Origin of the sequence: Paenibacillus gallinarum, assembly GCF_014836635.1 — a bacterium.
Classification (GTDB): Bacteria; Bacillota; Bacilli; order Paenibacillales; family Paenibacillaceae; genus Paenibacillus; species Paenibacillus gallinarum.
Genome location: NZ_JACSQL010000014.1, coordinates 47151 through 66577, shown reverse-complemented (window position 1 = coordinate 66577; position 19427 = coordinate 47151). Strand labels below are relative to the sequence as shown.

The following is a 19427-nucleotide window of genomic DNA, read 5'->3' as shown; positions in this document are numbered from 1 at the left end:
AAGCGTCGTTTTCACGACGCTTTTTGTTTTCTATCTATTTTTTTATTATTTGCTTTTCTCTAATCTACGGCATTATTTTAACAATCGCAAACCATTTAGAATAACCAAAATCGTACTGCCTTCATGACCGATAACTCCAAAGGGTAAAGCGACCTCGGTCAGGAAGTTACCTGCAATAAGCAGCGTAATTACGGAAATAGCAAATACAATATTTTGCTTCACTACTCTTGCTGCTCTTCTAGACTGCTTAATACTCCAAGCGATCTCTTCAATATTGTCATTCATCAGAACCACATCAGCTACTTCAATAGCCGTTCCGCTTCCAGACATACCCATTCCCATCCCTACTGTAGCTGCAGCTAGAGCTGGTGCATCATTCACTCCATCCCCAACCATAACTACATGACCATAGGTTTCACGGAGCTTACGTACCTGTTCCACTTTTTGCTGTGGCAAGAGTTCCGCATAGACAAAATCTACACCCGTCTCTTCTGCTATAACGTCCGCGGTGCCTTGACGATCCCCCGTCAGCATAGCGACTTTGACCCCTAATTGTTGCAATCGTCTCACCGCATCCGCTGCCTGCGGACGTACCGTATCACGCATCGCAATGATCCCGGCTATGTCGTCACCTCGCATAATGACGGATACGGTTTTTCCTTCTTGCTCTAGGGATGCTCTCGTATGAACCCAGAACGAATCAACCTCGCCCTGATCGAACCTATCCGTCTTACCAATACTCCATTTCACACCGTTTACGATTCCTTCAAGTCCCCACCCTGTAATGGACTGAACTTCATCAGCCTCAAGAATTTCAGCTCCTGATATGCGTGCCTTATTTACAATCGCTTCTGCAAGGGGATGCATAGACTGGCTTTCAATGGCAGCAGAGACAGCAAGCAACTGCATTTCGTCATAACCTTCTGCTGGATACAAGTCAGTTACTTCGGGAACTCCCCGCGTAAGCGTACCTGTCTTATCAAAAGCGACAACGGCCGTTTTAGCCATATTTTCCACATGTGCTCCGCCTTTAAAGAGAAGTCCTCTTCTTGCGCTGCTTGAGATGGAAGAGAGCATCACTGGCATGATCGAAGCTACCAGCGCACATGGGGAAGCTACGACAAGGAATACACATGCTTTATAAAATGAATCTCCCCAGGTCCAGCCAAACAGGAGGGGAAGTGCCCCAATGATAATAAGCGTAATTGCTACAATAAACTTGGCATATATTCCTTCAAATTTCTCAATAAATCGCTGTGATGCAGGAACTTCGCTTTGTGCTTCTTCTACTAACTTAATGATCTTCGAAAAAAGTGAATTTTCGGCCTGCTGAGTTACTTCAATATACAACGCCCCTTCACCATTCATCGTTCCAGCAAAAACCTCATCCCCGGTTGTTTTCTCTACCGGTGTAGACTCTCCTGTAATGGAAGATTGATTTACCGCAGAATATCCTTTGTATATTCGACCATCGGAAGGCATTAATTCTCCTGGTTTTACTAGTATCAAATCTCCTGGTACAAGTTCTTCCGCAGCAACAAGCTCCATACTTCCATTATCGATTCGCAGCGCCGTTTCCGGCTTCAATGAAATAAGGGATGAAATATCTTTATGACTGCGTTCGGTTGTATAACTCTCAAGTGCTCCACTCAGCGCAAAAATGAAGATAAGCATAGCTCCCTCATTCCAGTAACCAATCGTTGCTGCACCAACGGCCGCTGCAATCATGAGCAGGTTTACATCTAGATCCCGTTCCTTAACTAGCGTCGCTACCCCTTCTTTTGCTTTGGTCCATCCACCGATCGTGTAAGCTGCAATATACAGCAGAATGGACAAAAACTCATGAATGCCGGAAACTCCCCATGCAACGAGCATCATCACCCCGCTGCCAAGTGCTGCCTGCATCTCCTTGTTTTGAAGCATCATTTTAAAATTCGGACCGCGTTTGCGCCCTGGCTGTGGAGCAGCAGAATTTCCTTTCACTTGTGTAACTGTATTTAATCTCTTATTTATTGCATCCATTACGATCACTTCCCTCTCTTTTATTGTCACTTTCGGTCGGCTAATTGAGAATGAGATCCATTGTTAGTGCCCTTAAAATGGCACATGCTGCTTCGGGAGGCCCGAAGCAGCATGGATTTATCGACTATTGAGTTGAATTTTTCTTCTACTTTTGCTGAGAATGATAATCAATATTGCATCAGTACAATTGTTTTTATCTAATGCAACTTTTTTTATTATTATATTCCATATCCCTGCACTTGTAAACAAAGTTTTGTTAAGTAATGAGCTGAATTTAGAATTCATTTATGAACAAAAAAAGCACCCCATTAGGGTGCTCGGTCATCTATTCAATAATGTTATAACTTTGGTTTAAATACGGGATACAGCAGATTGCTGACTCGCCGCAATGGCCTGTTCAAGATCTTGCAATATATCTTGAATATTCTCTGTACCAACCGATAGACGAAGCAACTCTGGATGGACCCCGGCTGCCTTCTGTTCATCCTCGCTTAACTGCTGATGTGTTGTACTTGCTGGGTGAATAAGAAGTGACTTTGAATCTCCTACATTCGCTAAGTGGGAGAACAACTGTACATTTTCGATTAACTTTGCCCCTGCATCTGCTCCGCCTTTGATACCGAAGGTAAGGATGGCTCCCTGCCCTCTAGGCAGATATTTCTGTGCAAGTGAATAGGATGGATGGCTCGGTAATCCTGCATAGCTTACCCACTCTACATCTGGATGGCTTTCTAAATACTCAGCAACTTGCAGTGCATTGGAACTGTGGCGTTCGAGACGGAGATGAAGGGTCTCAAGGCCCTGGAGCAATAACCATGAATTAAATGGTGCAATACTTGAGCCCAAATCACGAAGTAACTGAACCCTGGCTTTTATAATGTAGGCTAGCTCTCCTACCGCCTCTGTATATTTTAACCCATGATAACTTGGATCCGGTTCTGTCAGACCAGGGAATTTGCCGCTCACACTCCAATCAAACTTCCCGCTGTCAACAATCACCCCACCAATCGAAGTACCGTGCCCGCCTATAAATTTGGTAGCCGAATGAACCACGATATCAGCTCCATGCTCAATGGGTCTTAACAGGTATGGACTTGGGAACGTATTATCTACGATCAGAGGTATTCCACTGTTGTGTGCAATCTCTGCGACCGCTTCGATATCAAGTACATTCCCTTGCGGGTTTCCAATGGTCTCTGCATAGATGGCTTTTGTTTTATCTGTAATCGCAGCTCGGAAGTTTTCGGGATCTGTAGAATCTACAAAATGAGCGGTAATCCCAAGCTTCTTCAGTGTATTCGAAAATAGGTTATACGTACCGCCATATAGGCTGGAGGAAGATACGATTTCATCCCCACTACCTGCAATATTCAGGATAGAAAAGGTGATTGCAGCTTGACCTGAAGCTGTGGCAAGTGCTCCTGCTCCGCCTTCAAGAGCGGCAATTCGTTTCTCGAATACATCCGTTGTAGGATTAGTGATTCTTGTATAAATATTTCCGAATTCTTGAAGGGAAAATAAATTAGCTGCATGTTCACTGTCACGGAATCCATAAGAAGTCGTCTGATACAAAGGAACCGCTCTAGATAAGGTCGTAGGATCAATTTCCTGACCTGCGTGTACAGCGAGCGTTTCAAAAGCAAAGTCCTTTTTGTCATTTGACATATTACTTATTCCTCCTTAACGAGATGGCTACCTCGTATTTTCCATATTCTCTCATAACTTGAACCTTTTGAAAAGAATTAATTCCGAGTTTTCCTATAAATATTGTGTAAAGTATGAACAAAAGGTTGAATATTGCTTCAAATAAAAAAACTCCTTTCATTGAATTACGAATGAAAGGAGTTTTTTTGGTTTTACGAAATGTTATTGTCGGCATGCCACAACCGGCGTAGATAAGCGGCTGCATCATCTGCTTGCTCAGCCGTAACCCCTTCGAGGGAGATATCGATGTGAGGTTTATAGGTTTTGAGCAGTTCAAAAAATAAAGGATAATCAAGGATACCTTCACCAGGTAGCGGATTATATTTTTTACCGTTTACATCAAAGGCAACATCTTTGGCATGAATCGCAATCATACGATCAAATAGCTTATCGAAGACATCTCTCAAAAAATCAGCCTGATTCACGACATGCTCTAACTTCATCAGGTTACATGGATCAAACAATAGGCTAACGCTGGAGTTTGGAATCTCCTCAAAAAGACGCTGCATATGCTCTGTGGTGTGCATCGTATGCACAGAAACAGGTTCAATGGCTATATTTACGCCCCATCTATCTGCCTCTTCTGCCAGCTCCATCACTGAATCACGCAGTACAAGGTATCCTTGCTCCTCATAAGATTCCGGATGCGATCCTTGGTAAGTCGTGAGGCTTCCTGTTTCCGTTGCCACGATGCTACAACCAAAATCACGGGCATACCGCAAATGCTCCTTAAACCTAGCGAGTTCAAGCTTTCTTGCTTCCGGATCAGGATGAACCGGATCAATATAGCATCCAAGAACGGCAATGCGAATTCCTTCATTATCAAATTGTTCGCCCACCCAATGAGCAAGGCCTGGGCTTAGCTTTCCGTTCGATGAATCAATATCAGAAAGCGCTTTAGAAAGTGCGAGCTGAACAGAAGTAAATCCGCTGCCCGAAATACGGCGGGCTAAATCTGCTGTTTTCTGTTTACCGAACGTATGCGCCAGTACTCCAAGTTTCATTCTCGTAATCCTCCTTTAGGCGAGAAATGCTAGCGAGCGAGCCAGCCACCATCTACATTCAGTACATGTCCATTTAAATAATCAGATGCATCCGATGCGAGAAATACAACAGGACCTTTTAGATCCTCTGGGGTACCCCAGCGACCAGCCGGAATCCGTGCTGTTATATCTTTATACCGATTTTCGTCTTCCCGAATCTGCTCCGTATTGCTTGTAACCATATAGCCGGGAGCAATCGCGTTGACTTGTATCCCTTTACCAGCCCATTCATTCGCTAGAGCCTTTGTCAGTCCAGCTACTGCATGTTTACTTGCCGTATATCCAGGGACGTTGATTCCACCTTGATAGGAAAGCATAGAAGCGATGCTGATAATCTTACCGCTTCCCCGCTCAATCATATGCCGGCCCGCGAGTTGACTAAGAAAAAACACCGTGTTTAGATTCAAATCTATCACGTCGTGCCAATCCGAAGCTGCGTGATCCGCAGCCGGTGTACGCCGAATAATTCCTGCGTTGTTAACAAGGATATCAATTTTCCCTTGGAACCCAAGAGCCTGTTCAAAAACACCAGCTAGCTCTTCCTCGATGCTTAAATCCGCTTGAATAGAAATTGCCTTACGCCCAAGGGCTTCAATGGCCTGTACAGTCTCCGTAGGCAAAGTGTTCGAAACGGCAACAATATCTGCTCCTGCCTCAGCAAGCCCTAGTGCCATACCTTGTCCAAGGCCACCAGTTGTTCCGGTAACCAATGCTACTTTTCCGCTCAAGTCAAAAATACTCATCTATCCCGCCTCCTGCAAGTTAATAATCGATTGTTATCCCTGCATCTTTATAAGGAGCCAGTATGCTCTCATCCAAAGCACGATCACTGATTACCTTATGAACCTCAGGTAGCTGTGCAAATGTACGAAGTGCAAAATTCCCGAATTTATAATGATCAACTACAGCATAGACATGCTGTGCAGTTTGAATGAGTGCTCTTTTTAATGGGACCAGATCACCGGTATAGATCGAAAAACCAAACTCTGGATGAAGAGCCGTTGTAGAAATGAATGCCTTGTGAATGTTCAGATTTCTAATAAAATGCTCGGTATCTTCACTAACTAGCATATTTCTTACCCGCGATCCCCCAGGTACTACGAGGCGGATTTGGTCTTTCTTGGTGAGTTCTGCAATAATAAATAGATCGTTCGTAATTACGGTAAGGGGGTCGTTAGGCAGCAGTCTAGCAATCTCCAGCGTGGTACTGCCGCCGTCTAGAGCGATAATGTCTCCCGGTTTAATATAAGTGATCGCCCGCTCCGCAATCTCTATTTTCTCCGGATTATGCTTCTCCAGCGCCCCTCTGCTGGTGAGAATACCATACTGGTCATTCTGAGCCAGCATCGCACCGCCATGGACTCTCATCAAGAGTCCCATTGATTCCAGCTTATCCAGATCCTCGCGGATCGTCTTTCCTGTTACATCCAGCTTCTCGCTGAGTTCACTTACCGTAACTTCTTTCTGTGCAAGCAGCGTTTCCATAATCTTTTCGTGCCGTTTCATTGAGTTCATAATTGGTTCAACTTCCTATCTGTATTTCTGTCTTACGTCTATTTTAGCTCGGTCATTGCAACGCCGTCCATATCATCGAACGTTTGGTTCTCACCGGCCATTGCCCAACAGAAAGTGTAGTTGCTTGTTCCTACACCGCTATGGATGGACCAACTAGGAGAAATGATCGCCTGACCTTGTCGAACAACGAGATGTCTTGTTTCATCTGGCTCCCCCATCATATGGAAAACGGCTCCTTGCTCTGGCAGATTAAAATACAAGTAAACTTCAGAACGACGATTGTGGGTATGTGCAGGCATTGTATTCCACATATTCCCTGGAGCGAGTTCAGTGATCCCAAGTACTAACTGGCAGCTTTTGATACCGCCTTCATGAATGTATTTGTAAATGGTTCTTTCATTTGAGGATTCAATGCTGCCAAGATGACTTGGCGTTGCATCTTCTTGTGTAGCCTTAACCGTAGGATAAGCATGATGAGCAGGTGTAGATACAAAATAAAACTGCGGTGTTTCTTCCGCTCCTGCGTGGAAAATAACTTCTTTTACACCTAAGCCGATATATAAGCATTCTTTTGCTCCTACCTCGTATCTCACACCATCAGCAGACACAGTCCCATGTCCGCCTATGTTAATAATTCCAACTTCACGGCGAGCAAGGAAGAAGTCCGTACCAATATCCTTCAGAGGAACTTCAAGTTTAATATCCTTGGATACAGGAACAGCGGAACCTACAATATAACGATCCACATGCGAGTATACCGTAACGAGTTCGTCCTTAGAAAACAGTTGTTCAATCAGAAACTCCTCACGTAAACGTTTGGTATCAAAATTTTTCACTTCATTGGGATGAGACGCATAACGGTTTTGCATTTTCTCTTCAACCCTTTCCATAATGGATAATGTATTTTATTCGTTCATATAGGTTTATATTAGTTCATTTTGTTTCATTTGTGTATACCTTTTTTAAATAAAGACAAAATAAATCGTTACATCTTGTAAATAAAACAAAAAACGACCCCCAAAGGAGTCGTTTTCGACGTATTTTTAAAACTGAGTTCTTAGTAGCTGCTGTTAGAACGTTCACCTTTTGCAATGGCTACGCCGCCGCTTGTCCCAATTCGGGTAGCTCCTGCTTCGATCATCACTAGTGCATCTTCGCTACTGCGGACACCACCGGATGCCTTCACGCCAACATCAGGACCAACTGTCTTGCGCATAAGAGCAATGTCTTCTTTCGTTGCTCCGCCAGTAGAGAAACCGGTTGATGTTTTAACAAAATCTGCTCCTGCTTGTACTGCAAGTTTGCATGCACGTACTTTTTCTTCCTCCGTTAACAGACAAGTTTCAATAATTACTTTCGTAAGAGCTTTTCCTTTAGCAGCATCGACAACAGCCTTGATATCAGCAGCAACATAGTCATCATTGCCGTCTTTCAGCGCGCTAATGTTAATCACCATATCTACTTCGGTAGCTCCGTTAGCAATCGCATCCTTGGTTTCATAGGCTTTCACCTCTGACGTAGTCGCTCCAAGGGGGAACCCAATTACCGTACATACTTTTACCTGCGGTGTATCTTTCAACACTTCATAAGCAGTCGATACAAATCCTGGATTTACACAGACAGAAGCAAATCCATACGTTTTTGCCTCTTCTGCAAGCTTAATAATATCTTCACGGCGGGCATCAGCCTTAAGTAATGTATGGTCAATTAATGGAGCAATCGCGGTTTGTGTCATGATTGGAATCGTCCCTTCTTATATCAATCCTATGATGTGTTAGTTGAAATCTTTAAAAGTTCATCTGTAATCATAACAAGACTATCTTCCTAAAGCAAAGGTCATATACCGAATTTATAGTACAGTTTGTGTAACCTGCTTTCTTTTCATTCAGTTAGTCAGCATATTTCATTTCTCAAAGAAAATAAAAAATACCTTGCCCGCTCAGTAAAGAGCAGACAAGGTATTATGATTAACGATTGGATTAATGAGCAACTGCGTTGTTCATCATGATCCAGATGGAACCTACAACAATCGTAAGTACCAACAAAAGTCCAAGAATCAAAGCCATGACATTCCATTTTGGTTTACCCGGTTCTCCTTCACGAACATGCATAAAGAAGAAGAGTTGAACGATAAATTGCAATATTGCCATAATCAAAATAATGATCATGTTTACTGTTTTATCGAACATATCGTTCAAAACAACCACAAGCGGGATGATCGTGAGCACGATCGAGATCAGATATCCGATGAGGTAAGATTTGAACGACCCGTGATTCTCATGAGAATCATGTGTATGGTTATGTTGCTCTGCCATCTTACATCACCCCCATCAAGTAGACGACGGTAAGTAAGAAGATCCATACCACGTCCAAAAAGTGCCAGAACAAGCTAAGTGCCATTACTTTACCGCGAGTTACAGACGTAATGCCGCGTTTCTTGAGTTGAAGTAAAAGTCCGAACATCCATACGAGACCAAAGGTAACGTGAGCCCCGTGCGTTCCTACCAGGGTAAAGAATGCACCAGTGAAAGCACTTGTTGTAATCGTAGCACCTTCATGAACCATTTCAACAAACTCGAAAATTTCAAGACCCAAGAAGGCAAGACCGAGAACCCCAGTTACGATAAGCCAGTTGATCAGACCTTTTTTATCCCCGCGGTTCATTGCGAGTACAGCCAGACCACTGGTAAAACTACTTGTCAAAAGAATGAATGTTTCTGCGATGACACCTGGCATCTTAAACAGTTCAGCACCCGTAGGTCCGCCTGCTGTGTTGTCACGCAGCACGATAAATGTTGCGAAGAACACAGCAAACAGAATAAGGTCAGAAATCAGGAATAGCCAGAAGCCGAGCATTTTCAGTTCTTGCGGATCGTGATGTCCATGATCGTGATCATGTTCATTTGAATGTTGATTTGTTACTGTATTTGCCATTATACCGACCCCCTCAAGGCTGTTTCGGTACGATTTACTTCTTCAGCCGGAATGTAATAATCCGTATCGTACTGGAATGAGCGGGCAACTAAACATGCCGCTACACCGATGAGACCCGGAATGTACATCCAAGACCAGCCCCACACAAATCCGAAACCTGCAATAAAGAAGAATACTGCCATAACAATCGGAATTCCTGTGTTTTTAGGCATATGAATTGGTTCATATGCTGGCGGTGTTACAGCCTCTTGGTTAGCTCTACGCTGTTTGTCTTCCCAGAATTGGTCAACGGAGTCAACCTTAGGTACGATAGCAAAGTTATATTCAGGTACAGGAGACGGAATAGACCATTCCAGGGTACGTGCATCCCAAGGATCCGCTCCCACTTTATTTTCTTTATGTTTACGAATACCATCTGCAATTTGCAGAAGTTGGAACAAGAAACCTGCCCCCATCAAGAATGCTCCGACAGAAGAAACGAGGTTGAGCGGCATCCATCCTGTATCCCAACCATATGTGCTCAGACGACGAGTCATACCCATCAGACCCAGCGCATATTGCGGCATAAATGTAAGGTAGAAACCAATGTTCCAAGTCCAGAATGCCCAGTGTCCCCAGCGATCCGGCAATGTAAAGCCGAACAGTTTAGGCCACCAGTAGTACATTCCTGCAAAGTAACCGAACACGACACCACCGATAAGCACTTGGTGGAAGTGAGCGATCAGGAAGTAACTGTTGTGGAACTGGAAGTCTGCTGGCGCTACCGACAACATTACCCCTGTCATCCCCCCGATAATAAAACATGGGAAGAAAGCAATGGTCCACATCATCGGAAGTGTAAAGCGAATCCGTCCGCGATACATCGTAAACAGCCAGTTAAAGACTTTAACCCCCGTAGGTATGGATATGAGCATTGTCGTTATCGCAAAGAACGCGTTAACATCGGCTCCCGAGCCCATTGTAAAGAAGTGATGGACCCAAGTGAAGAAGGACAATACACTGATGATCAGCATTGCAAATACCATCGATTTATATCCAAACAGTTTCTTCCTCGAGAACGTAGCAACAACCTCGGAGAAGATACCGAATGCCGGTAAGACTACGATATAAACTTCAGGGTGACCCCACATCCAGATCAAGTTGATATACATCATCGGGTTACCCCCGAGATCGAGTGTGAAGAAGTGTGTTCCTGCAAAACGGTCCATAAACAAAAGGAACAATGTTACAGTCAAAATCGGGAATGCAAACAAGATAATAATATTTGTTGCAAAAACAGACCAAGTAAACATCGGCATTTTCATCCAAGTCATACCTGGTGCACGCATTTTGATAATGGTTACCAAGAAGTTAATCCCGGTTGCGAGGGAACCAATACCTGATATCTGGATACCCCATATATAGAAGTTCTGTCCTACCCCCGGACTAAATTGTAGTCCTGATAGAGGCGGATAACTCAGCCAACCTGCAGCTGGTGAACCCCCGATAACAAATGAAACGTTAAAGAGCATAGCTCCTAAGAAGAATAACCAGAAACTGAGTGCATTCAAATAAGGGAATGCAACGTCACGCGCTCCAATTTGCAGCGGTGTAACGATATTAAATAATCCGAACATAAATGGCATGGCCATAAACAGGATCATGATTGTACCGTGCGTTGTAAATACGGCATTATAGTGATCCGCATGAAGGAATTCCATATTCGGCAAGGCCAATTGGAATCTCATCATCAGGGCGTCAACCCCGCCGCGGAACATCATAAGGATCGCCGCCAAAATATACATGATACCGATTTTTTTATGGTCAACCGTAGTTAACCAGTTTTTCCAGAGCCATTTCCACTTTTTAAAGTAGGTGAGCCCGACTATGATTGCAATCGATGCAAGACCAATCGAAACTTGTGCCCCTAGAATGAGGGGGTCACCCGTAACGAGGAATTCAGTAGTCAGGAACTCCCAAAACTCACTTAGCATGGATGAGGGCCTCCTTTCGAGCTATTCATTTATTCTTTTACAGCTTCTTCTGAAGCATCTTCGTTCTTATCAACTACATATTTCGTAACGATGTTCTGGAACATTTCGTCTGGAACGGCAGAGAAATATTGTTCATCTTCGACACTTGGCAATACAAGGTCTTCATAAGATTCTTCGGTAAGAGGCTCTGAATGCTCTTTGACTTCTTTCACCCAAGCTTGATACTCTTCATCCGATACAGTATTCACATCAAATTTCATCTCTTGGAAATACTCACCGGAGAAGTTGGCACCCGAACCTTTATATACACCAGGCTCATCCGCTTGCAAGTGAAGTACCATAGCCATACCGGACATCGTATACATCTGTCCACCAAGTTCAGGTATCCAGAACGAGTTCATTGGTGCGTCTGAGGTAAGTTCGAAGCGAATTGGTGTGTCTTCCGGAATCGTAAGTGTATTCACACTCGCTATATCCTCATCCGGATACATAAACAGCCATTTCCAGTCTAGTGAGACTGCCTGAATCGTAATAGGCTCTTTGTCCGATGCCAGTGGTTTTGAAGGCTCTGTGGCATAGGTGTATCGCACAGTAACCGCACCAAGAATGATAATGATAAGGATTGGAATCCCCCACCAAATCACCTCGGCAGTCGTATTGTGCGACCAATTAGGTGTGTATTTTGATTTGTTGTCTGGTGTATCACGATATTTCCATACAATGACACCTACGAGTATTAAGGTTGGTACAATAATGATCGCGCACAAAATAGTCGAAATAATGATTAAGTCCCTTTGTGCATCGCCGATCGGTCCTTTCGGATCGAGAACAACGTATCTTCCTCTTTCATCCGCAAACATAGCCCATACTATGACACCAATGGTGACGAGTGATAGGACAGCAGCGATAATGATTTTGGAAAGCGACCTAGGTTTTTTGTTCATCTTGATCCCCTCTCCTTACGCGCTATTACAAAACGATACTATATTATCTTCTACCTAAAGATATCAGATATCAACAGACATGAACGTCTTGTTAACAAATTTGTCGAAATTCATCATACCATTTGTGAATCTTTTCTCACAAATGATTTTCTCCCTTGATTTTCAAACACAAAAAACCTTAGCCATTGGACACGGTGGGTGCCAAGTAACTAAGGTTTTTTACCTTTTATATATAGGTTTGAATCAATGCTTATCCTCTTCCCCGATGAACTCATCTTCCTTAATCAGTATCCCGTTCATTTCTTCTAATATTAAGAAGACCCATAGCTTTCCCGATGAAATAAATATAGACGCTTCCTACCAAGAATCCAATGCCCACCATGATTCCTGTATTGCTGTTCGTCAATGCATGAAGGTTAAATAAACAAATGACAACCCCAGTAATCAGAGCCACCCAAGCCATAACCGTCATCATAAAAACCATCTGAGTTAAACGGGCGTCATTCTCCTTATTGTCGCTTACACGTACCGGTTTATTAACAATCATTATTTTTCAACTCCTTCTAATATTTGTAAGTGCTTACTACATTTAATATATCACACTTTCACTAAATTGTTCACTATTTGTTCAAAATTTAGTCAAACTTTGTTCATTATTTTTACACTTTAAGGTTTTTACCCTTATTTTTACATCTATAATCATGACTTTTGTGGTTGACTTTACTTCATTTAATGTAATTTTAAGGTTTTCGTGTTATAAGACCATAGCAAAAAAACCGCCTAAGAGAATGAATCTTCGGCGGTTCTATAACTTATAAGCTATGAATGATAGCAGATTGCACTATTTAATGGAGCATAGGTGAGATCATTATTGTCATTTTACGATTGCAATTTCAACACGTCTTTCGTTTCAAGCCAGTTATTACGAATTACATTCTGATACCAATAGAAGCTTTCTTTTGGAGTACGAACCAAAGAACGATAATCTACATGTACTAGACCAAATCTCATCCGGTACCCTTCCGCCCATTCGTAATTATCCATCATAGACCAGGCCATATATCCCTTTAGATTAATACCGTCACTAATTGCACGGTGGACTTGAGCTATATGCTGCTGTAAGTACGAAATTCGGCGAAAATCTTTCACTTCTCCATTCTCCACACCATCATTAATGCATGCACCATTCTCGGTAATGTAAATATCGATATCACCGTATTTTTGCAAATAATGCAGCGCCTCATATAAACCGCGTGACTCAACAGGCCAGCCTATATCGGTACGGACAAGCCCCATATCGAGCGGCTCCAACTGCAGGATTCCACCACCTGGATTAGAACGTACCACACTCATCGTGTAATAATTGAGACCGAGATGATCAATTGGCTGACAAATCGTCTCCATATCCCCTGGCTGAATGTTAGGCTTCGCTCCCGCCGCTTCAAAACAATCCAACATAAACTGTGGATAGGTCCCTTTAAAAACAGGATCTAGGAACCAATCAGCAAACCAAGCAATATTTCGATCCGCTGCTGCCTGATCGGCCTCATTTTTGCTATAAGGTACTGACCACTCCATATTTGGTGCGATACCAATCTTGCCGTCTATTCCGAGCTCACGGAATTTTTGTACGGACTTACCATGAGCAAGTAAAATCCCATGTCCTACATTTAATGAAACTTGTAAGTCTGTATTTCCAGGGGCATGAGCGCCAATGAAGTTAGATAGAAAAGCAATGCACCATGGTTCATTAAATGTAAGCCAATATTTTATTTTTCCACCGAATTCACGGAACATGACTTCAGAATATTTTACAAAGGCATCTACTGTCCGTCTGTTCTCCCAACCTCCGATATCTTGAAGAGCTTGCGGAAGATCCCAGTGATAGAGAGTACAGAAAGGTTCAATATCATTTTCAATCAATTTATCTACAAAGCGATGATAAAAATCGAGTCCTTTTTGATTAATCTCTCCGTCCCCGTCAGGGATAATTCGAGGCCAAGCTACAGAGAACCGATAAGTTTTAATACCAAGTTCCTTCATTAAAGCAATGTCTTCTTCGTATCTGTGGTAGCTGTCACAAGCTACATCCCCGTTATCGCCATTAAAAACTTTTCCCGGCGTCTTTGCAAAGGTATCCCAGATAGAAATTCCTCTTCCATCCTCTTTCGTTGCTCCTTCGATCTGGTATGATGCCGTTGCTGTTCCCCACTTAAAATCACTTGGAAACTGAAAAATTGTCAATGTAATTCCCTCCATTTTTTAGTTTTTAACAACCTATGTAACTATCGATTTTTGACACAAAGACAAAAATCCCTAAAACGTTTTCGAAAGACATAAAAAAAGAAAACCATATTTTTAATTATCATTTTTATATGTTTTGTAGTTGCCACTCATATCATGAACGCTTTCGTTATGATTTCAATCTCATCTATCGGTCAATGAAGATCCATTTTTATTTAGAAAAGGGGACCTTTCAGAATCCCCTTTTCCTTTACAAATCTTATTTCACGTCTTTACCTGTCCACAATCTTACTCTTTCTTTAATCCATTCTGTAAATTGTTGTTCCATCTCTACTGCGCCGGCTTTATCAAGTTCAGCTAGCATGTTGTCATAGATTTGATCAAATTTATCTGCTGAAGAAACAATGGCTTCTGGAATCCGTTTTTGAACGATATCTTGTGTTTTTTGGTAGATAACTTGATATTTACCGTCAGAAGGTACTGGCATATTATAAGCCGCTCCCCACTCTTTCACTTCGAAATCCTCTTCCGTTGGGAACAGCTCTTTCCAAGTAGAAATACCGTATCCTTTTAATGCTTCTTTTTCTCCTTCCGAATAACTGGCTATAATTTGTTCAGGGAAATTCGTAGTGTAGTAGTTGCCTGATGGATCTTTCACACCATCTCCATAGTGTGGACCAAAAACAAAGTATAGCCCAATTCCGCTTTCTTTCGTGAAGTTTGCGTTATCATTACTCTTACGTTCCTGTACATCAGCTGGAATCACACGAACGCCATCTTCTACATTATAGTGTTCTCCTTCAATACCCCAGTTACGAAGTACCTGTGCTTCATCCGAAGCCATCCAGTCTAAGAATTTAATTGCACGAACTGGATCTTCACAATTTTCCGTAATCCCGATACCATAACCATCGGAACCAACCGGTTGGAAGTCTGCACGTTTAAATTCAGAGGAAAGAGTTACTGGATAATGACCATAAGTCATTTCATCTTTACCTGCATTTTTCAATGCTACTTCTGCATCATTGTAAGCCCACTCCTGATCGATCAAACCAAGAACACGACCACTTGCGATTTTTGCTTTATATTGATCTTCTTTTTGAATAAAGGTGTCTTTGTCGAGAAGACCTTCGTTATACATTTTGTTCAACCAGCGGAAATATTCTTTCTCTTCTGGGCGTTTGTAATGAAGCATTGCTTCGTAAGTCTCTGGATTAATGTAGTATTCACCATCATCAGGTGCACCTGTTGCAGAAACAGCAGGGTTAGTAACAGTAATCATACTTCTCCATCCATCAGCACTAAGTGTAAGTGGAATGGTTGGTTGACCATCTTCTGTTGTTGGATGCGCTTTGTAGTATTCACGCAGTGCGTTCTCGAAATCCTCCACCGTTTTGATCTCAGGATAACCGAGTTCTTTTACCACACGGTGCTGCAGTTCAAATCCGCCTGTATTATCAAAAGTTTGTTGATCTACAGATCCATTCGTAGGAATGGTATAGATTGCTTGATCCTCATTACTATATTTCAAACGATTCATTTCTTCGCCATACATTTTTTTAATATTAGGTGCATGCTCTTCAATAAGTTCTGTCAGGTCAATCATAGCCCCTGCATCGACTAGTTTAGATAAGTTTCCTTTAGGAAAGATCATATCAGGATAATCGCCGCTAGCAGCCATTAATGCAATCTTATCATCCCCGCCACCACTAGCAATATCATATTCTGCGTTAATTGTTACGCCCGTTGCTTCCGTAATTTTCTTACCTACAGCATCTTGCATTTTATTCCAATATGGACTTGTATCTGCTCCAAAGAAGCTGAACGTGATCGGCGCGTTTGAATCTGGATCCGCCGTACTTGGTTCCTCTCCTTTCGTATTTCCACAAGCAGCAGTAAACAGCATGGTACTGGCAAGTAGCAACATCGCTATCGTTTTCGGCGCTTTATGTTTCATTTGACATAATCCCCCTTAATATAAGTAACTTATATATGCATAACAGGTCACCCTGTATATACCAAAGAAAGCATTCATTCAATTGTAAATTCGACTCTTAAATTACAATTAAAGCGTTTTACTAAATATTTAATACTCGGGTTAGGATTCTATGTTGTCAGTTATGAAGAAGGAACCAAGGAAGATGATCGGGTAGAAGATTAAGGTCTAGTAAACTATGAGGTTAAACGTTTTCGCTTTTCATGTTTGTCTTATCATTTTATGTAAGCGCTTTACATTAAAATAATAGTGAATTTTCATTAGATTGTCAATATCTATTTCATTTAGAAAAAAAAGACTTTAATTAAATTAATATTTTTAATTAAATAAAGTCTTTTTTTCTAGTTGTCTACTTATCATATCGGACAAAAGGCTTTCGTTATTTAGTTGTTGGTTCGGATCCATTCCAGAGCTCTACTCTGGCTCTTACCAGCTCGGTGTATTCTTTCTCCATTTCTGTTACCCCTGCTCGATCCAGCTCATCCAGCATCTTCTGATACACATCGTCAAACTTCTCTGGTGTCGTTAAAATAGCTTCTGGAACCCGTTTTCTAATGATATCTTGTGATTTTTGGAATGATACACTATAACTTGAGCCAGAGGGTACAGGCAGATTAAATGCTGCTCCCCAAGGTTTCACTGGGAATTCATCCTCTTGTGGGAAAAGCTCCTTGTACGTAGAAACTCCGTATTCAGCTAGTGTCTTGCGATCTGTATCTGAATAGGATGCAACGATTTGCTCTGGGAAGTTTGTAGTATAGTAGTTTCCTGTTGAATCTTTCACTCCGTCTCCATAGTGAGGAGCTAGGTTACCGTAAAGACCAATACCTGTTTCTTTTTGGAATGGTCCAGCATTGTTATTTTTCTCGTTTAACACATCATTAGGAATGACACGCTGGCCATCTTCTGTGTTGTATTGTTCACCTTCAATACCCCAGTTGATAAGAACCTGACCTTCCTCAGAAGCTAGATAATCAAAGAATTTAATTGTTCTAACGGGATCGGGATTCGTTTCAGATATCCCAACACCCCATCCCGACATAAAGCCAGTATCCTGGAAAGAGTGTTCAAGGTACTCCTCAGAAAGGGTTACCGGGAAAGTTGCATAGGTTTGATCATTTTTACCTGATGTTTTTAGTGCATTTTCCGCATCGGAGAATCCCCAATCCTGGTCAATTAAACCAAGAACTCGGCCGCTTGCAATTTTGGATTTATATTGATCTGATTTTTGTATAAAGCTGTCTTTATCAAGAAGACCTTCATTATAAAGTTTGTTTAACCAGCGGAAATATTCTTTTTCTTCTGGGCGCTTTACATGAAGCATTGCTTCATACGTATCTTGATTAATATAATACTCTCCATCGTCTGATGCACCGGTTGCCCAGAACGCAGGGTTCGTTACCGTAATTTGAATTCTCCAGTCATCTGCATCCAGTGTAAGCGGAATTGCTGGTTGTCCGTCTGTTGTAGGGTGCAATTTCACATACTCTTTCAGTGCATTTTCAAAGTCTTCTGTCGTACGAATTTCAGGATAACCTAACTCTTCTAAAACCCGGTGTTGCAGCTTAAATCCACCTGTGGCATCAAAATAAGTCTGTCCTACCCCAGAATACGTGGGCAGTACATAGATCGCTTGATCTTCGTTACTATATTTCAAACGATCCATATAGTCTCCATACAGTTTTTGCAAGTTAGGCGCATACTGTTCAATCAGTGGAGCCAGATCAATCAGTGCCCCTGCATCAACCAACTTGTTTACTTCCCCTTTTGCAGAAATGATATCTGGATATTCACCACTGGCTGCCATAAGTGCAACACGGTCTTGACCTCCACCTGTTACTGCGAATTCACCATTTAATGTAACTCCTGTTGCTTCTGTTATTTTTTTACCAACTGCATCTTGCATCCGATTCCAGTTAGGAGATGCATCTGCACTGAAGTAAGTAAATGTTATGGGTGTTGTTTCGTTACTCGTATCCTTGTACTCCCCAGAGGCTGATCCCCCTCCGCCTCCGCAACCTGCAGCAAGCAGCGACATTCCTAGCAAAGGTATCACTGCATATTTCGTTGTTTTACTTGCCATTCGTATGTCCCTCCACGTCTATCTAGTTGTTATTTAATCTCTCACTCTATCTAAGTAATCTTGTATTACGCTTTTACTGCACCTAGTGTCATACCGCCAACAAAGTATTTTTGAAGGAATGGATATACAACCAGGATTGGTAAAGTTACAACAATCGTAATTGCCATTCGAATGGATTCAGGTGATACTTGTGCCATTTGTTGAGCCAGATCATTGGCATTAATATTAGATCCGCCTTGCTGTGTACTTTGCAGAACTTTCATCAACTCATACTGAAGTGTCGTAAGTTCCGGTTTTGAACCGTTGTAGAGATACGTATCAAACCAAGCATTCCATTGACCTACTGCGAGGAACAATGCAATGGTAGCAAGTACAGGCTTACATAATGGCAGGATGACTTTGTAATAAATAGTGAGGTCATTTGCACCATCAAGTTTCGCTGATTCTTGAAGAGCATATGGCAAACCGTCAATAAAGGATCGGATAACGAACACGTTAAACGCGCTGACCATCATCGGCAAGATATAAATCCAGAATGTACCGATGAGATGCAAGTCTTTCATCAGAATGTATCCCGGAATCAAACCACCAGAGAAATACATCGTAAGTGCAAGGAATGTAGATACAAATTTCTTGATTCTGAAATCAGGACGACTCAGGGTATAAGCAAGCATGGAGGAACTGAGTAGACCCAGGAATGTACCTATAATGGTTCTAGCAAATGAAATCTTGGCTCCCTGGATCAGTCCATCATATTGAAAGATCGTTTTGTAATTTTCCAGTGTAAATTCTCGAGGCCATAAGTAAATGCCCCCTCGAACCGTATCGGTTGAATCATTCAAGGAAATGGCCAGTACATTCAAAAAGGGATACAAGGTTACAGTCAGTATCGTTGCCATTAGTATATAATTTGCAATATCAAATACCTTTTCCGATTTTGTCGCATTAAAAGCTCTAACACTCATGTTA

16 protein-coding genes are annotated in these 19427 nt (G+C 42.1%); all 16 read right to left on the bottom strand.

From position 1 onward, the window contains the following. Positions 1–72: 72 nt before the first annotated feature. Positions 73–2022, bottom strand: a complete 1950-nt coding sequence (locus H9647_RS21715) for a heavy metal translocating P-type ATPase (protein ID WP_191803981.1) — start codon at positions 2020–2022, stop codon at positions 73–75. A gap of 351 nt (positions 2023–2373) precedes the next feature. Continuing rightward, positions 2374–3687, bottom strand: a complete 1314-nt coding sequence (locus tag H9647_RS21710) for a homocysteine synthase (protein WP_191803979.1) — start codon at positions 3685–3687, stop codon at positions 2374–2376. A 191-nt stretch (positions 3688–3878) separates the two neighbouring features. Further along, positions 3879–4730, bottom strand: coding sequence for a sugar phosphate isomerase/epimerase family protein (locus H9647_RS21705; RefSeq protein ID WP_191803977.1), 852 nt, complete (start codon positions 4728–4730; stop codon positions 3879–3881). 29 nt (positions 4731–4759) lie between these two features. Next, positions 4760–5512: a 2-dehydro-3-deoxy-D-gluconate 5-dehydrogenase KduD gene (gene kduD / locus H9647_RS21700; protein WP_191803975.1), complete on the bottom strand. Its 753-nt coding sequence runs from the start codon at positions 5510–5512 to the stop codon at positions 4760–4762. 19 nt (positions 5513–5531) lie between these two features. Continuing rightward, positions 5532–6284: a DeoR/GlpR family DNA-binding transcription regulator gene (locus H9647_RS21695; protein ID WP_191803973.1), complete on the bottom strand. Its 753-nt coding sequence runs from the start codon at positions 6282–6284 to the stop codon at positions 5532–5534. A gap of 38 nt (positions 6285–6322) precedes the next feature. Then, positions 6323–7153: a 5-dehydro-4-deoxy-D-glucuronate isomerase gene (kduI, locus tag H9647_RS21690; protein ID WP_191804077.1), complete on the bottom strand. Its 831-nt coding sequence runs from the start codon at positions 7151–7153 to the stop codon at positions 6323–6325. Between the two features lie 188 nt (positions 7154–7341). Further along, complete coding sequence (gene deoC / locus H9647_RS21685) at positions 7342–8019, bottom strand: deoxyribose-phosphate aldolase (protein WP_191803971.1); 678 nt, start codon at positions 8017–8019, stop codon at positions 7342–7344. A 244-nt stretch (positions 8020–8263) separates the two neighbouring features. Continuing rightward, positions 8264–8599 carry a cytochrome o ubiquinol oxidase subunit IV gene (cyoD, locus tag H9647_RS21680; protein WP_191803969.1) on the bottom strand — a complete coding sequence of 112 codons (336 nt, stop codon included), beginning with the start codon at positions 8597–8599 and terminating at the stop codon, positions 8264–8266. Position 8600: 1 nt separating this feature from the next. Continuing rightward, positions 8601–9218 (bottom strand): cytochrome o ubiquinol oxidase subunit III, encoded by a 618-nt coding sequence (gene cyoC / locus H9647_RS21675; RefSeq protein ID WP_191803967.1) that lies wholly within the window; start codon positions 9216–9218, stop codon positions 8601–8603. After that, positions 9218–11191, bottom strand: a complete 1974-nt coding sequence (locus H9647_RS21670; RefSeq protein WP_191803965.1) for a cbb3-type cytochrome c oxidase subunit I — start codon at positions 11189–11191, stop codon at positions 9218–9220. Before H9647_RS21670 ends, cyoC begins: the two co-directional genes overlap by 1 nt. A 29-nt stretch (positions 11192–11220) precedes the next feature. After that, positions 11221–12135 carry a COX aromatic rich motif-containing protein gene (locus H9647_RS21665; protein ID WP_191803963.1) on the bottom strand — a complete coding sequence of 305 codons (915 nt, stop codon included), beginning with the start codon at positions 12133–12135 and terminating at the stop codon, positions 11221–11223. A gap of 280 nt (positions 12136–12415) precedes the next feature. Then, the gene (locus tag H9647_RS21660) at positions 12416–12682 is read right to left on the bottom strand and encodes a hypothetical protein (RefSeq protein WP_225229484.1); all 267 of its coding nucleotides are present in this window, start codon (positions 12680–12682) and stop codon (positions 12416–12418) included. A 332-nt stretch (positions 12683–13014) separates the two neighbouring features. Beyond that, the gene (locus H9647_RS21655) at positions 13015–14379 is read right to left on the bottom strand and encodes a GH1 family beta-glucosidase (RefSeq protein WP_191803961.1); all 1365 of its coding nucleotides are present in this window, start codon (positions 14377–14379) and stop codon (positions 13015–13017) included. Positions 14380–14638: 259 nt separating this feature from the next. Then, positions 14639–16336, bottom strand: a complete 1698-nt coding sequence (locus tag H9647_RS21650; protein WP_191803959.1) for an ABC transporter substrate-binding protein — start codon at positions 16334–16336, stop codon at positions 14639–14641. A gap of 418 nt (positions 16337–16754) precedes the next feature. Further along, positions 16755–18458, bottom strand: coding sequence for an ABC transporter substrate-binding protein (locus H9647_RS21645; protein ID WP_191803957.1), 1704 nt, complete (start codon positions 18456–18458; stop codon positions 16755–16757). Between the two features lie 65 nt (positions 18459–18523). Beyond that, on the bottom strand, positions 18524–19423 hold the full coding sequence (locus tag H9647_RS21640; protein WP_191803955.1) for a carbohydrate ABC transporter permease: 900 nt from the start codon (positions 19421–19423) through the stop codon (positions 18524–18526). Between the last annotated feature and the right edge of the window lie 4 nt (positions 19424–19427).

Bases quoted from the DNA above. Each gene is read 5' to 3' on its own strand.
- H9647_RS21715 (WP_191803981.1), bottom strand. From the start codon at position 2,022: ATGGATGCAATAAATAAGAGATTAAATACAGTTACACAAGTGAAAGGA.
- H9647_RS21710 (WP_191803979.1), bottom strand. From the start codon at position 3,687: ATGTCAAATGACAAAAAGGACTTTGCTTTTGAAACGCTCGCTGTACAC.
- H9647_RS21705 (WP_191803977.1), bottom strand. From the start codon at position 4,730: ATGAAACTTGGAGTACTGGCGCATACGTTCGGTAAACAGAAAACAGCA.
- kduD (WP_191803975.1), bottom strand. From the start codon at position 5,512: ATGAGTATTTTTGACTTGAGCGGAAAAGTAGCATTGGTTACCGGAACA.
- H9647_RS21695 (WP_191803973.1), bottom strand. From the start codon at position 6,284: ATGAACTCAATGAAACGGCACGAAAAGATTATGGAAACGCTGCTTGCA.
- kduI (WP_191804077.1), bottom strand. From the start codon at position 7,153: ATGCAAAACCGTTATGCGTCTCATCCCAATGAAGTGAAAAATTTTGAT.
- deoC (WP_191803971.1), bottom strand. From the start codon at position 8,019: ATGACACAAACCGCGATTGCTCCATTAATTGACCATACATTACTTAAG.
- cyoD (WP_191803969.1), bottom strand. From the start codon at position 8,599: ATGGCAGAGCAACATAACCATACACATGATTCTCATGAGAATCACGGG.
- cyoC (WP_191803967.1), bottom strand. From the start codon at position 9,218: ATGGCAAATACAGTAACAAATCAACATTCAAATGAACATGATCACGAT.
- H9647_RS21670 (WP_191803965.1), bottom strand. From the start codon at position 11,191: ATGCTAAGTGAGTTTTGGGAGTTCCTGACTACTGAATTCCTCGTTACG.
- H9647_RS21665 (WP_191803963.1), bottom strand. From the start codon at position 12,135: ATGAACAAAAAACCTAGGTCGCTTTCCAAAATCATTATCGCTGCTGTC.
- H9647_RS21660 (WP_225229484.1), bottom strand. From the start codon at position 12,682: ATGATTGTTAATAAACCGGTACGTGTAAGCGACAATAAGGAGAATGAC.
- H9647_RS21650 (WP_191803959.1), bottom strand. From the start codon at position 16,336: ATGAAACATAAAGCGCCGAAAACGATAGCGATGTTGCTACTTGCCAGT.
- H9647_RS21645 (WP_191803957.1), bottom strand. From the start codon at position 18,458: ATGGCAAGTAAAACAACGAAATATGCAGTGATACCTTTGCTAGGAATG.
- H9647_RS21640 (WP_191803955.1), bottom strand. From the start codon at position 19,423: ATGAGTGTTAGAGCTTTTAATGCGACAAAATCGGAAAAGGTATTTGAT.